This window comes from Pseudomonas sp. FP215, from assembly GCF_030687795.1.
Classification (GTDB): domain Bacteria; phylum Pseudomonadota; class Gammaproteobacteria; order Pseudomonadales; family Pseudomonadaceae; genus Aquipseudomonas; species Aquipseudomonas salmasensis.
On record NZ_CP117447.1, the window covers coordinates 6,487,654 to 6,501,890 of the forward strand.

Consider the following 14,237-nt stretch of genomic DNA (forward strand, 5'->3'; position numbering starts at 1 on the left):
AGTCATTCATGACCAAGACAGTTATCACCAGCGATAAAGCTCCAGCTGCCATCGGCACTTATTCCCAGGCGATCAAGGCGGGCAACACCGTCTACATGTCCGGCCAGATCCCACTGGACCCAAAGACCATGGAACTGGTTGAAGGCTTCGAAGCCCAGACCGTACAGGTCTTTGAAAACCTCAAGTCCGTGGCTGAAGCTGCCGGTGGTTCGTTCAAGGACATCGTCAAGCTGAACATCTTCCTCACCGACCTCAGCCACTTCGCCAAGGTCAACGAGATTATGGGCAAGTACTTCGAACAACCGTACCCAGCCCGCGCCGCCATCGGCGTTGCCGCCCTGCCAAAGGGCGCACAGGTTGAGATGGACGCCATTCTGGTCATCGAGTAAAACACCCGGCGCAGCCCCAACAGGCTGCGCCGACTTCGTTTCAGAAGGATTTCGTAATGCGCAAAGCGCTTGTAGCCTCCTCGTTGCTCGCCCTGTTGCTCGGCGGCTGTGCCAGCAACCCCGCCGACCTGGATGTGAGCGGCACCTGGATCAACCAGGCCGCCATCGACGCGGCAGCCAAGGGCGGCCCTTTGCGTGAAGCCCTGCAGTCCTATGGCCCCAACCTTGAGTGGGAGGTCAACACCAAGGCCTTGCAGGCGCGCTACTACAACGGTTTTGAAGTGGCGGAAGGCAAGTTGTCGGGTGAAAAACCCGGCGCGTGGAACGTGGACTTCTATGGCAGCTCTGCCACCGAACTCAAGCGCAAAGGCAAGCAACTGCTGCAAGTGGCCAACGACAATGAGCCCGAGCAGCTGTTTGCCCGCGCCAAAGACCCGGCCCCAGAAGGCGCGCCACTGGGCGCCAACTTCGAACGCGCACTGTACGCGGCCTACATGGGCGGCGACTGGAAGATCAGCGACGGCACCGGCAGCGGCGCCACGGTGCAGTTCCAGGCTGACGGCAAAGTCGCCGGCCTGCCGGGGGTTGATCGTTATTCACTCTGCCTGGCAGGCGACTGCGCCTCCATGAGCGGCGGCTATGACAGCATCTGGCTGCAACTGAATGGCCAGGGCAACCCTTGGATTTTCGCGCGCAAGGGTGAGCAACTGGAGATCTTCCAGGCGATCAATACTGCGCAGGCCGATGAAGTGCCTTCGTTTACGCCAGGCCCTCGCCAGTGGCTGCTTGAAAAGTAATAAAAGCCTCACCTGAATCAAAATGTGGAAGCTGGCTTGCCTGCGAGAATCGTAGGTCTCCACACAACTCGATCAACGGTAACCACGATGCGAAGCGAGTCGCTCTTGATCTTGATCTGCTTTTGATCTCAGGCGCCCCGTTAAACCACGCTGGCCGGAATTCGACAGGGATTTGGGGGGTAAACCGGCAGGGATGCCGGTTTAGCCGCCCCGCGCCATGGATGGCGCGTGGCGGCGGCCCCCCAAATCACTGGCGGATTACGGGCACACCGAGCCTAGGCGAGGTGCCGAGTGGTGGGGCGAGGACCTTTTGGTTACTTTTGGGTCCTTCCAAAAGTGACCCGCTGTCAGAGCGGAACCCTAGGTGGCCGTTACCTAAATAACGGATATGTACCCGGTTCAACTGTGTTGACTGTGAGGCCGTCTTCGCAGGCAAGCCAGCTCCCACAGTTTTGACCGCGTTTCAGCCTTTCAGGATCGCCGCATAGCCTTCCCGGTAAGTCGGGTATGTCGGCACCCAGCCCAACGCCTTGATACGCGCATTACTGCATTGTTTGCTGCCAGCACGGCGCACACTGGCGTCCTCGGCCCACTCGGTCACACCCAGATACTCGCGCAGCCAGGCCACTACTTCGGCCAATGGCGCAGGCGCATCGTCAACGCCGATGTAGACCTTGTCCAGCGAGCCGCCCTTTTCCACATGCCGCAGCAAAAAGGCGAGCAGGCCCGCGGCGTCATCGGCGTGGATACGGTTGCCATACAACGGCGGATCAACCGCTACGCGGTAGCCTTGACGCACCTGGGTCAGCAGCCATTCACGGCCAGGCCCGTAGATGCCGGTCAAGCGCACGATGGTGGCTGGAATACCGCTATTGAGCGCCACTTGCTCAGCTTCCAGCATCACCTGCCCCGAATAGCCCTTCGCTTGCGTCTCGGACGTTTCGTCGACCCACTCGCCGTTTTGCTGCCCATACACACTGCTGCTGGAAACAAACAGCAAATGCTTGGGCGTCTGGCCGTAGTCGTCCAGCCACTCCAACACATGCAGCAACCCTTGCACGTAGGCGGCGCGATAGCCGGCTTCGTCGTGGTCAGTGGCAGCGGCGCAGTACACCAGATAATCCACCCCGCCGATGGGCCAGGTGTCAGGGCAATCCTTTTTGAACAGGTCGCCGGCGATGCCGATCACCCCGTCGGGCAGGCGCGAAATATCACGGCGCAGGCCGTGGACCTCCCATTCCGAGGCCAGCAATTGGCTAGCCAGCCGACTACCCACATCGCCGCAACCGGCAATCACAACAGAAGGCGCAGACATTACAAAACTCCATTCTTAAAGGCGCAGATTAGCCGCCAGACATGACCGACGGCCAGAAAAAGCACAAATAAAGTTACTGTATTACTTCTGTTAACAAGAATTACTTGCAATAATGACCGCCCATTTGTCCTCGACCCTTTGGGTCTGGAAGGACGATCACCCATTTTTTCTCTCAGGTCCGGCCAGCATGACACGTCATACCACCCCCGCTTCGCCAACCAAGCTTCACAGTCCCTCCCGCGCCTGGCGTGCGATTGCTGCGATGCTGTTCAGCGTACTGCTGGCACCGACCGCCGCATTCGCTGACGCCACCGCCCCCGCCGCTCCAGCAGCCGCCGAGCAAAATGCCGCGACCCCGGCAGCGCCTGCCGTCGCGCCAGTGGCTACCGACCCGGCCCAGGCCGCCGGTGCTGCCGCACCTGCCGACGAAACCGGCGTGGTACTGGAAGAAGACAACACCCTGGGCATGGCCCACGACTTGTCGCCATGGGGCATGTACCAGAATGCTGACGTAGTGGTGAAAGCCGTGATGATCGGCCTGGCCATCGCCTCGATCATCACCTGGACCATCTGGATTGCCAAAGGCTTCGAGCTGTTGGGCGCCAAGCGTCGTCTGCGTGCTGAAATCGTCCACCTGAAAAAAGCCACCACCCTCAAGGAAGCGAGCGAAACCGCGACCAAGAAGGGCACCCTGGCCAACCTGCTGGTGCACGACGCGCTGGAAGAAATGCGCCTGTCGGCCAACACCCGCGAAAAAGAAGGCATCAAGGAGCGTGTCAGCTTCCGCCTGGAGCGCCTGGTTGCCGCCTGCGGCCGTAACATGAGCAGCGGCACCGGCGTACTCGCCACCATCGGTTCCACCGCGCCCTTCGTCGGCCTGTTCGGTACCGTGTGGGGCATCATGAACAGCTTCATCGGCATCGCCAAAACCCAGACCACCAACCTCGCCGTCGTTGCCCCCGGCATCGCCGAAGCACTGCTGGCGACCGCCCTGGGCCTGGTTGCCGCGATTCCTGCGGTGGTCATCTACAACGTCTTCGCCCGTTCGATTGCCGGCTACAAGGCCCAGGTGTCGGATGCATCGGCTGAAGTCCTGTTGCTGGTCAGCCGTGACCTCGATCACCTGCCTACCGAGCGCAGCTCGCAACCGCACATGGTGAAAGTGGGGTAATCGGCCATGGGCCTGCATTTGAATCAAGGCGACGACGAACTCGTCGAGAACCACGAAATCAACGTCACGCCGTTTATCGACGTGATGCTGGTGCTGCTGATCATCTTCATGGTGGCCGCACCGCTGGCGACCGTGGACATCAAAGTGGACCTGCCCGCGTCCAGCGCCAAGCCGGCGCCGCGGCCAGAGAAACCGATCTTCCTCAGCGTCAAGGCGGACCAACGCCTGTTCCTGGGCGAAGAAGAAGTCAAAGCTGAAACCCTGGGGCCGGTGCTGGATGCCAAGACCCAAGGCAAGAAAGACACGACGATCTTCTTCCAGGCCGACAAAGGCGTGGACTACGGCGACCTGATGAGCGTGATGGATGCCCTTCGGGCAGCCGGCTATCTCAAGGTCGGCCTGGTCGGACTTGAGACGGCAGCCAAGAAATGATCACGACGCGCCACAAACTGACGCGTTATGGCACCAGCCTCGCCGTCGTGCTGGGCGTGCATGCCGTCGCGATCATCATCGCGCTCCAATGGTCCGCGCCGCAGGCGATCCAGCTGCCACCCGCCGCCATGGTCATCGACCTGGCGCCGCTGCCAGCGCCACCGCCGCCTCCAGCCCCGCCCAAGGTCGTCGCGCCGCCGCCGCCACCGGTCGAAGAGCTGCCCCTGCCGAAGCTGGCCGAGGCGCCCAAGCCAACGATCCAGGTGCCCAAGCCGGTCAAGCCCAAGCCTAAGCCACAACCGCCAAAGCCGGTGGAGAAGAAGCCCGAGCCGCCCAAGGAGAAACCTTCCGAGGAGCCACCGAGCGAAACGCCGCCGAGCAACGCACCTGCGCAGAAGTCCGCACAACCTACGCCGGGCCCATCGGCGCAGCAGCTGGCCGCCCAGGCTTCCTGGCAAAGCACGTTGCTGGCGCATCTGCAGAAGTACAAGAAGTACCCGCCTGGCGCTCAACGCAGTGGCAAGGAAGGTATGAACCGCTTGCGCTTCGTGGTCGATGGCGAAGGCAATGTACTGTCCTACGAACTGGAAGGCCGCTCCGGCAACGCCGACCTGGACCGCGCAACCCTTGAGATGATCCGCAAGGCTCAGCCGCTGCCCAAGCCGCCCGCCGACCTGTTGAAAAACGGCAGCGTCGAACTGGTCGCGCCATTCGTTTACAACATCGACAAGCGTCGCCGCTGACAGAGCACTGTGGGAGGGACCTGCGCCCTCCCACATGCGCTTTATGACCTCAGCAAAATTCCGACATTCCCCACTCAATCCCCAGCAAAGTTCTGATAACGTGCGTCTATCGATTGCAGCCGGTATGCTTGGCCCGCAACCTCATGGACGCCCGCTATGACTCTTACAGAATTACGCTACATCGTGACCCTCGCCCAAGAACAGCACTTCGGCCATGCCGCCGAACGTTGCCACGTCAGCCAGCCGACGCTGTCGGTGGGTGTGAAAAAGCTTGAAGACGAACTCGGTGTGCTGATTTTCGAGCGCAGCAAGAGCGCCGTGCGCCTCACCCCGGTGGGCGAAGGCATCGTTGCCCAGGCCCAGAAGGTCTTGGAACAAGCGCAAAGCATTCGCGAACTGGCCCAGGCCGGCAAGAACCAGCTGACCGCACCGCTCAAAGTCGGCGCCATCTACACAGTCGGCCCCTACCTGTTCCCGCACCTGATTCCGCAACTGCACCGTGTTGCGCCACAGATGCCGCTGTATATCGAAGAAAACTTCACCCACGTGCTGCGCGACAAACTGCGCAACGGCGAGCTGGACGCGATCATCATCGCCCTGCCCTTCAACGAGGCGGACGTGCTGACCCTGCCGCTCTACGACGAGCCGTTCTACGTGCTGATGCCGGCCTCCCACCCGTGGACCAAGAAGGACACCATCGACGCCGGCCTGCTCAATGACAAGAGCCTGCTGCTGCTCGGTGAAGGCCACTGCTTCCGCGACCAGGTGCTGGAAGCCTGCCCGACCCTGACCAAGGGCAACGACGGCGCCAAGCACACCACGGTGGAATCCAGCTCCCTGGAAACCATTCGCCATATGGTCGCTTCCGGCCTGGGTATTTCGATCCTGCCGCTGTCTGCGGTAGACAGCCATCACTACGCCCAAGGCGTGATCGAAGTGCGCCCACTCACGCCGCCGGTGCCGTTCCGTACCGTGGCGATTGCCTGGCGCGCCAGCTTCCCGCGCCCCAAAGCGATTGAGATCCTCGCGGACTCGATCCGCCTGTGTTCGGTGGCCAAGCCGCCCGTTGCGAGCTAAGCCACGGTATGACTGAGTTGTCGCAGGTGTCGGTGACGGCACTCAAGGGTGTCGGTGAGGCCATGGCCGAGAAACTGGCCAAGGTCGGCCTGGAGAACCTTCAGGACGTGCTGTTCCACCTGCCCCTGCGCTACCAGGACCGCACTCGCGTGGTGCCCATCGGCCATTTGCGCCCTGGGCAGGACGCGGTGATCGAAGGCACCGTCAGTGGCGCCGACGTGGTGATGGGCAAGCGCCGCAGCCTGGTGGTGCGCCTGCAGGACGGCACTGGCGGTTTGAGCCTGCGCTTCTACCACTTCAGCAACGCGCAGAAGGAAGGCCTCAAGCGTGGCACCCGCGTGCGCTGCTACGGCGAGGCACGCCCAGGCGCCTCGGGCCTGGAAATCTACCACCCGGAATACCGCGCCATTACCGGCGATGAACCGCCACCGGTGGACACCACGCTCACGCCGATCTACCCGCTGACCGAGGGCCTGACCCAGCAACGTCTGCGCCAGTTGTGCATGCAGACCCTGACCATGCTCGGCCCGCAAAGCCTGCCCGATTGGCTGCCCCTGGAGCTGGCCCGCGACTATCAATTGGCGCCCCTGGCCGATGCGATACGGTATTTGCATCACCCGCCCGCCGATGCCGATGTGGACGAACTCGCCCTCGGCCATCATTGGGCCCAGCATCGCCTGGCCTTTGAAGAACTGCTCACGCACCAGCTGTCCCAGCAACGCCTGCGCGAAAGCATGCGTTCCCTGCGCGCCCCGGCAATGCCCAAGGCCACGCGGCTGCCTGCGCAATACCTGGCCAACCTCGGCTTTGCACCGACCGGCGCGCAACAGCGCGTGGGCAATGAAATCGCCTACGACCTCAGCCAGCAAGAACCGATGCTGCGACTGATCCAGGGTGACGTAGGCGCCGGCAAAACCGTGGTCGCCGCCCTCGCCGCCTTGCAAGCCCTGGAAGCTGGCTACCAGGTGGCGCTGATGGCACCGACGGAAATTCTCGCCGAACAACACTTCATCACCTTCAAGCGCTGGCTCGAACCCCTGGGCCTGGAAGTGGCGTGGCTGGCTGGCAAGCTCAAAGGCAAGAACCGTGTGGCCGCCCTGGAGCAGATCGCCGCCGGCGCACCGATGGTGGTGGGCACCCATGCACTGTTCCAGGACGAAGTGCAGTTCAAGAACCTTGCGCTGGTGATCATCGACGAACAGCACCGCTTTGGCGTGCAACAGCGCCTGGCCCTGCGCCAGAAAGGCGTGGGCGGGCGCATGAACCCGCACCAGTTGATCATGACCGCCACGCCGATCCCACGCACCCTGGCCATGAGTGCCTACGCCGACCTCGACACCTCGATCCTCGACGAACTGCCGCCAGGGCGAACGCCGGTCAACACCGTGCTGGTCACCGACACGCGGCGGGTCGAAGTGATCGAGCGCGTGCGCGGTGCCTGCGCCGAAGGCCGCCAGGCGTACTGGGTGTGCACACTGATCGAAGAGTCCGAAGAGCTGACCTGCCAGGCCGCCGAAACCACCTACGAAGACCTCACCAGCGCCTTGGGTGAGCTCAAGGTCGGGTTGATCCATGGCCGTATGAAGCCGGCGGAAAAAGCCGCGGTGATGGCCGAGTTCAAGGCCGGCAACCTGCAATTACTGGTGGCCACCACCGTGATTGAAGTGGGCGTGGACGTCCCCAACGCCAGCCTGATGATCATCGAAAACCCCGAGCGCCTGGGCCTGGCGCAACTGCACCAGCTGCGCGGGCGGGTTGGCCGGGGCAGCGCCGCCAGCCACTGCGTGCTGCTCTATCACCCGCCGCTGTCGCAGATCGGTCGCCAGCGCCTGGGCATCATGCGCGAAACCAACGACGGTTTTGTCATCGCCGAAAAAGACCTGGAACTGCGCGGCCCAGGTGAAATGCTCGGCACGCGCCAGACCGGCCTGCTGCAATTCAAGGTTGCCGACCTGATGCGCGATGCCGACCTGCTGCCCGCCGTGCGCGATGCTGCGCAAGCCTTGCTTGAGCGTTGGCCCGATCACGTCAGCCCCTTGCTCAACCGCTGGCTGCGCCACGGCCAGCAATACGGCCAAGTCTGATCCCCTCCTGTAGGAGCGAGCGTGCTCGCGAAGAACGCCAACGATAACGCGGACATTCTGGGTAATCGCGCCGTCAGGAAGCTCTTCGCGAGCAAGCTCGCTCCTACAGCGGGATCGGCGCGCAGCCAACCTCGTCACAAAGAACACTTATCCGACCAACACCTGTATCAAGCTGGTTATACTCCAATGAATGTAAGAAATTGGATCAGGCCATGTCAGAAGTTGCCCTCGCCACAGCCCCACTGACCGCCCCGCCGGTCATTCGGGCGCTGCTCGCAAAGCTCGCCATCCCCTACACGGAAGTCATCGAACAGCCTGGCCTGAACCCTGCCCGAAAGGTCCAGGCGGTGTTGCTTGAGGATGCGGTTGGCGCGCTCATGGTGCTGTTCCCCCAAAGCCAGTTGCTGGACCTCAACCGCCTCGCCGAACTCACCGGTCGCCGCCTCACGGCCGTGGCCCCCGAGCGTGTCGAGCGGATGTTGGGCAAGCATGACTTGAGCCTGCTGCCAGGCTTGCCGCCCCTGACCAGTTCGCCGTGCCTGTACGAAGGCCGCTTGCTCAATGAGCCAAGCCTGCTGGTGCATTCGGGCGAAGCCGGGCTGTTGCTGGAAATCCCCACCGACGCCTTCAAGAGCCTGCTCACCAAGGCCAGCGCCGCGCAGTTTGGCGAACCCTTGAGCAACATCCGCCCGAACCTCGACCGCCCCAATGATGACCGCGAGGAAATCACCCAAGCGATGCAAGCGTTCACTGCGCGCCGTATCCAGCAACGCCTGGAAGCGACCATCGAAATTCCGCCGCTGGCCGATACCGCGCAGAAGATCATCAAGCTGCGTGTCGACCCCAACGCCACCATCGACGACATCACTGGCGTGGTGGAAACCGACCCAGCCCTTGCCGCCCAGGTCGTAAGTTGGGCCGCGTCGCCCTACTACGCCTCGCCGGGCAAGATCCGCTCAGTGGAAGACGCCATCGTGCGCGTGTTGGGCTTTGATCTTGTGATCAACCTGGCGCTGGGCCTGGCCCTGGGCAAAACCCTGAGCCTGCCCAAGGACCGTCCGCACCTGTCCACGCCTTACTGGCACCAGTCGATATACACCGCCGCCGTGATTGAAGGCCTGACCCGTGCCATGCCCCGCGCCCAGCGCCCGGAAGCCGGCCTGACCTACCTGGCAGGTTTGCTGCACAACTTCGGCTACCTACTGCTGGCCCACGTGTTTCCGCCGCACTTCTCGCTGATCTGCCGGCACCTGGAGGTCAACCCGCACCTGTGCCACAGCTACGTCGAGCAACACTTGCTGGGCATCAGCCGCGAACAGATCGGCGCCTGGTTGATGCGTTACTGGGACATGCCGGACGAACTGTGCACCGCCCTGCGCTTCCAGCACGACCCCACGTATGACGGGCAATACGCCGAATACCCGAACCTGGTGTGCCTGGCGGTGCGCCTGTTGCGCAGCCGGGGGATCGGCTCCGGGCCGGATGAATCCATTCCGGATGCACTGCTTGAGCGCCTGGGCTTGAGCCGCGAGAAGGCGGAGGACGTGGTGGGTAAAGTGTTGGATGCCGAAGTGCTGTTGCGCGAACTGGCATCCCAGTTCAGCCAGGGGTAAATCTGGCGCCTGTGACACCGCTATCGCAGGCAAGCCAGCTCCCACAGTTGACCGTATTTCAAAGTTGGAACGCGGTCACTGTGGGAGCTGGCTTGCCTGCGATGAATCCAACGCGGTGCATCTGAACGCTCTACGTCTTTGACGCTCGTTCCCACGCGGGGCGAACCAGTTGGGAACAGAACGCAGATCAGTCGTGGTTCTTATCAATCAATGTAAACACCAACGCTTTTACCTGAAAAGTGGAGGTGTACTTGCAAACCAGCTTGGTATTCGGATGTGTGCTTGGATCAAGATGATAGGCATCCCACCCTCCAGTCATACCCCCGGGCTGTGGCATTTTTACAGGAACACCTGATTCTACAGGGACGCCGAAATGCGACCGAATGTCGGATTTCGTCATCGTAGAAGCGAGAGGTTTGGGCAGCTCGCCCTTATATTCCAATGTCGAGGGAGTGCTTTTAATCAGAGTGATGAACAGCGCTTCCAATCGCTTGGTTTCTGCCCAAAAACTCAGGGAAAGTCCCCATGCAGGTTCTAAGTGTAGGCGATCCCGCCCGTCATAAAGTTCTTGTAATGGCTGGTTCGGTATCAGCCCTTCGGTAATCAAATCTTCGTAGCGTTTGCCCAGATTTCTGATCCAGCCATTAATAGTTTGCGCACTCATCAATACCACCCCTGTTCTTTACTGAGCCTATGCAGTTGCTCCCGAGCCACTTCTACGTCTGCTTCGGTGAAGCCTTCCTCCAGAAGTCCGCGTTTAATCGCATTGAAGTTGCTGTCCACCGCGGCCCTCAGGTCGGAGGCATCCTGCATCTGCTTTGCTTTGGTACTACGCCCGCCGTAGGTCTCACTATATTTTTGGTGGACTCGGGCAGGAATAGCGATGCTTGGGGCTCGCCGAAGGTAATCCCTTATTTCCCGTGGATCCATTTCTCCGTCCAGTTTTAGCAAAACAGCTTCAAGCACTTTACGAGCCGGAAGATGATCGATGTCATAGCCGTCTTTGATGCTGCGACTGCTCAAGTCGTCATATGGCCCAACTTCCAGTGGGTTAACCATTGGCTTGGCAAATACCAAATACAACGGCGGCATACCCGAGTCAGCAGGAAACGAAATGATCGTATCCTGCCAGGTAACTTCGTTAGCTTCCCGGCCAGGGTAGTGGCTGATTGCCGAGTCTTGCCCCACTGCAATCGGATGAACGAACAAATTATCCAGACGTTCCTGTGCACCCGGATACGGACTCGGCGCGTTGACCACCGGCCCATGGTTCGGCGTCCATGTGATGCTGATGCCATCCAGCACCGCCACCATCGCGCTTTTGTCCACATTCCACCGGGCTTGTGCAACCGGCACACGGTCAGCGCCACTGCCAGGTTGGGTATGTAGGCCATAAACACGCAGTTCACCGGACTCATCCTGGCGAAACTGGAAACGCACTCGCGTGCTGGCCAAACGTATCCCCTCCAACTGCTCCGGGGTGTACAGCGTTGAATCACCGATATCCCGTGGCCAGAATGCCAGCAGCACGAGGTTGAGGGCGGAACTGGCGCCGGCCAAGCCTCGTACAGCCCAGGCACCGAGGTCGCTGCCGAGTGTGCCGGCTACCCTGCCGACGGCGCCCGTGCTACCGGTTGAAGCCATGAGGGCGGTGGTGCCGAAGTTTTTGGCGTTTTCCGGGGCGGTGCCCGCAGCTGTAGAACCGGCCGGTACCGAAACGCAGGACTTGGCAAAAACGCAGGCATCAGCGGCACGATTCGACGCAACGGGCGCGGCATAATTCGCAGGGGGCGAGGCGGATGCAGTCGGCCTCATTACAATCGGGGTGACACGTTGAGGTTGGGGACCAAACTCCTGAGATTTGGAACTCTGATTGGCAATCAACTCCGGCGGCGGATCGCATTTGCAGATGCACAGATCACCCTCCAGTGCCGCTTGTTTGCCGTTCCACTCTTCGTGCAAATGAGGGCCGGTAAGCGCGATGAAGCCTTCAGTGCCGCAAGCCGGACAAGCGACCCGGTCACCCTCCCTCGAGATCATTTCGCCGTTGAAACTGGTGCCCTCACAACCGCTGGTTACCTTGCCACCCACCGTGGTGGTTGAACCTGTGGTGATGTTGTAGCGCCTCACATTGGGTTCTCCATGCAGTCGATGAGGTTGGCGTTGGTCGGTCCAACTGGCTGCTGAACTTGAAAATCAATGCTCTTCATGTTTGGTCCTTTTTTAGCGCGCAAGGATGCTCAAACGCGGTCGTTGCGTTGCTATGCAAAAGGAAGGGCGCCGAAATGGCGCAAGGAAGATATTGCTGACGAGCGCAAAGCCAAACAACTGTCCGTTCGGCTAGGTAGTGGGAAAAACAGAAACGTCTTACAAGGCTTTGAGGTTGTCCCTAGGACACTCGACCTCTAGTCTTCGTACACCGCTGCACACGCAGCGGTTGGGCGTCGCGGCCCGGTTTAATCAGACGCAAAGTGCCATTTCCGCTTTCAGATGACGCCTTTTTATCGTCTACTGTGCGGCGTTATGGTGGCTGTGCGCGGGATACCTTCGGGTATGCCGGTTTCCTGATTCCGGTCCGCGAACCTGCGTACAGCTACCACCCGATCGCGTCGCGGCGATCTGTGGCAGCTCCACTTAAATCAGGAAGTTCACGATGATCCAACCTACCCCCCATCCCCCCATCCGCTTGTTCACTGTAGCCGCAGGCATCAGTACCGAAGACCTGTTGGTCAACCTCAGCGAAACACTGGCCTCGGCCAATGCGCTGAGTTGCGATCTGGCCTTTGACCTTGAAGGACCAAAACGAGAGGAGCTGCTGGGCGTTGCGCAGTTAATCGAACTGGCACAGTTGCTAGCTGATCGGGTACTCAATGTCTCGGGGCAAGTAACCCGGTGAGATGACGGCAATACCCCGAGAACCTGGTATGTCTGGCGGTGCGCCTGTTGCGCAGCCAGGGGTAAACCCGCCGCCTGTTACACCGCTATCGCAGGCAAGCCAGCTCCCACAATTGACCGTATTTCCAAGTTGGAACGCGGTCACTGTGGGAGCTGGCTTGCCTGCGATGAATCCAACGCGGTGTCCCTGAACATCCCCCCTCAATGTAGGAGCGAGCTTGCTCGCGAAAAACCTGAGAACACCGCGGGGCGGCAGGCAACCCGCGTCATCGTTACTTCTTTTTCTTCGGCTTCAGATACTTGGTCAGCCCCTGGAACCAGATCACCAGCGCCGGGTTGCCCTTGATCTGGATCGACTTGTCCTGAATCCCCGTCATGAACGCCAGTTGCTTGTTCTTCGCCTGCATCGTGGCGAAGCCGTAGGCGGCATCCTTGAAGGCAATCGCGAAGGCCGGCGCCGGGTGGACACCTGAGCGGCTGGTGATGCGCTGGTCTTTGACGATGAAGTGACGGGCAACCTTGCCGTCGAGGGTCTGCAGCTGGAAGGCCAGGTCTTTGTCACCCAGTTGCTGCTGGAAGGCGGGGTTGGTGCGGCTGGCTTTGCCCATCATCAGGCCCAGCACCCACAGGAGAAGACGAAATTTCATGCACACGGCCTCGGTGTATTTATTGGAGTGGCCGCAGCAGTGTAACGATTTGCAAAAAGAACGCCACCGATCTCGCGCTTTAGGCGCAGATCGGTTGGCGTTTAACGCTTATAGCAACAAGTACTTAAACGTTAGGGCACGGCACTGGCGCCCAGTCGGCCAGGTTTGGATTGCGGCAGGTCGCTTCGATCTGGGTCTTACCCGCACTGGCAACCTGCTTGCTTTCAGCTTGCTTGGCCTGCACGGTCTGGATGCTGCGCTCGGTGGTTACCGCTTCTTTTGGCACTGTTGGCAGCACCGGCTTCTTGGCTGGCTTGACGGCTTTCTTGCCCTTGGCCGGAGCGACCACTGGCGTGGTATCGGCGGTGGCCACGGTCACCACATCGCTGCGCTGTACGCCGACCTGTTGCAGGTCTTTCTCGTACGCTTGGGTGTAGTTGTTCAGGTCTTCGCTGGCTTTGCCGTTGACCGTCACGATCAGGTCATTGGATTCCTTCAGGCCCGCGACGATTTCCGCCAGGCGCTTGCGGCCTTCGGTGTCGTTGACGGTCTTGGCTTTACGGTCAGCCACCAGCTTGGTGAATGCGCTCTGGTAGCACTGCTGCGAGGCCTTGGCATAGGCGGTGCTGCGGTCGATGTCCGAGGCGCTTTTGTTGAAGTCGGTGGAGTAGGACGCGATGCGCTGGTTGTCATCGGTGATCTGCTTCTGACGCTCGGTGTAGTAACCCGCCGCGCCGCCAGCCAGGGCGCCGCCTGCGGCACCGATTGCGGCATTGCGGCCACGGCTGTCCTTGTCGCCGGTCAGCGCGCCCAGCAGGGCACCACCGGCCGCGCCGATCGCGGCACCGGTGACGACCGACTTGGTCATGTCCGAATCGGTGGCGCGCAGGTGCTGCACCGGCTCGTAGCAGTTGGGGTAGTACTCGACCTTGGTGCTCGACGCTACCTTGGACGCAGGCGACGTAGCACAACCAGTCAACACGGTGCTGAAACCAGCTGCGATCAGCAGCAGGTGACGCTTGGAAACCGCCTTACGGGAAAAAAGCATAGATGTGATCTCTGTTAAGTTTGACT

The 14,237-nt window shown here is 60.8% G+C and carries 14 protein-coding genes; 9 read left to right on the plus strand and 5 right to left on the minus strand.

Annotated elements, in window-relative coordinates:
* Positions 1-8 precede the first annotated feature (8 nt).
* A complete protein-coding gene (locus PSH76_RS29610) occupies positions 9-389 on the plus strand; it encodes a RidA family protein (RefSeq protein ID WP_003176922.1) in 381 nt (126 codons plus the stop codon).
* Positions 390-445: 56 nt separating this feature from the next.
* On the plus strand, positions 446-1,186 hold the full coding sequence (locus PSH76_RS29615) for a hypothetical protein (protein ID WP_003195513.1): 741 nt from the start codon (positions 446-448) through the stop codon (positions 1,184-1,186).
* A 463-nt stretch (positions 1,187-1,649) separates the two neighbouring features.
* On the opposite strand, the gene PSH76_RS29620 is transcribed toward PSH76_RS29615, so the two are convergent.
* The gene (locus PSH76_RS29620) at positions 1,650-2,501 is read right to left on the minus strand and encodes an SDR family oxidoreductase (RefSeq protein ID WP_098950042.1); all 852 of its coding nucleotides are present in this window, start codon (positions 2,499-2,501) and stop codon (positions 1,650-1,652) included.
* Between the two features lie 187 nt (positions 2,502-2,688).
* Between PSH76_RS29620 and exbB the strand changes: the two genes are divergently transcribed.
* From exbB to PSH76_RS29650, 6 genes are all read left to right on the plus strand, one after another.
* Positions 2,689-3,672 (plus strand): tonB-system energizer ExbB, encoded by a 984-nt coding sequence (gene exbB / locus PSH76_RS29625; RefSeq protein WP_032894531.1) that lies wholly within the window; start codon positions 2,689-2,691, stop codon positions 3,670-3,672.
* Positions 3,673-3,678: 6 nt separating this feature from the next.
* Positions 3,679-4,104, plus strand: a complete 426-nt coding sequence (gene exbD, locus PSH76_RS29630; protein WP_003195519.1) for a TonB system transport protein ExbD — start codon at positions 3,679-3,681, stop codon at positions 4,102-4,104.
* Positions 4,101-4,847 carry an energy transducer TonB gene (locus PSH76_RS29635; RefSeq protein WP_003195521.1) on the plus strand — a complete coding sequence of 249 codons (747 nt, stop codon included), beginning with the start codon at positions 4,101-4,103 and terminating at the stop codon, positions 4,845-4,847. The genes exbD and PSH76_RS29635 overlap by 4 nt, the downstream gene beginning before the upstream one ends.
* Positions 4,848-5,003: 156 nt before the next feature.
* Positions 5,004-5,924, plus strand: a complete 921-nt coding sequence (locus tag PSH76_RS29640) for a hydrogen peroxide-inducible genes activator (RefSeq protein ID WP_003195523.1) — start codon at positions 5,004-5,006, stop codon at positions 5,922-5,924.
* Between the two features lie 8 nt (positions 5,925-5,932).
* Entirely contained in the window at positions 5,933-8,008 is a 2,076-nt protein-coding gene (gene recG, locus PSH76_RS29645) for an ATP-dependent DNA helicase RecG (protein ID WP_003195525.1), read from the plus strand.
* 212 nt (positions 8,009-8,220) lie between these two features.
* Positions 8,221-9,621, plus strand: coding sequence for an aminoacyl-tRNA deacylase and HDOD domain-containing protein (locus tag PSH76_RS29650; protein ID WP_032894530.1), 1,401 nt, complete (start codon positions 8,221-8,223; stop codon positions 9,619-9,621).
* Positions 9,622-9,808: 187 nt separating this feature from the next.
* Here the strand turns inward: PSH76_RS29650 and PSH76_RS29655 are convergent, their stop codons facing one another.
* Both PSH76_RS29655 and PSH76_RS29660 read right to left on the minus strand, forming a co-directional pair.
* The gene (locus tag PSH76_RS29655) at positions 9,809-10,285 is read right to left on the minus strand and encodes a DUF6392 family protein (protein WP_034134061.1); all 477 of its coding nucleotides are present in this window, start codon (positions 10,283-10,285) and stop codon (positions 9,809-9,811) included.
* Entirely contained in the window at positions 10,285-11,751 is a 1,467-nt protein-coding gene (locus PSH76_RS29660; protein ID WP_305493356.1) for an S-type pyocin domain-containing protein, read from the minus strand. The genes PSH76_RS29655 and PSH76_RS29660 overlap by 1 nt, the downstream gene beginning before the upstream one ends.
* Positions 11,752-12,274: 523 nt before the next feature.
* Here PSH76_RS29660 and PSH76_RS29665 point away from each other — a divergent pair.
* Entirely contained in the window at positions 12,275-12,517 is a 243-nt protein-coding gene (locus tag PSH76_RS29665; protein ID WP_057710580.1) for a DUF6124 family protein, read from the plus strand.
* A 271-nt stretch (positions 12,518-12,788) separates the two neighbouring features.
* Here the strand turns inward: PSH76_RS29665 and PSH76_RS29670 are convergent, their stop codons facing one another.
* Both PSH76_RS29670 and tagQ read right to left on the minus strand, forming a co-directional pair.
* Positions 12,789-13,163, minus strand: coding sequence for a hypothetical protein (locus PSH76_RS29670; protein ID WP_003195530.1), 375 nt, complete (start codon positions 13,161-13,163; stop codon positions 12,789-12,791).
* Positions 13,164-13,287: 124 nt separating this feature from the next.
* A complete protein-coding gene (gene tagQ / locus PSH76_RS29675) occupies positions 13,288-14,211 on the minus strand; it encodes a type VI secretion system-associated lipoprotein TagQ (protein ID WP_003195532.1) in 924 nt (307 codons plus the stop codon).
* Between the last annotated feature and the right edge of the window lie 26 nt (positions 14,212-14,237).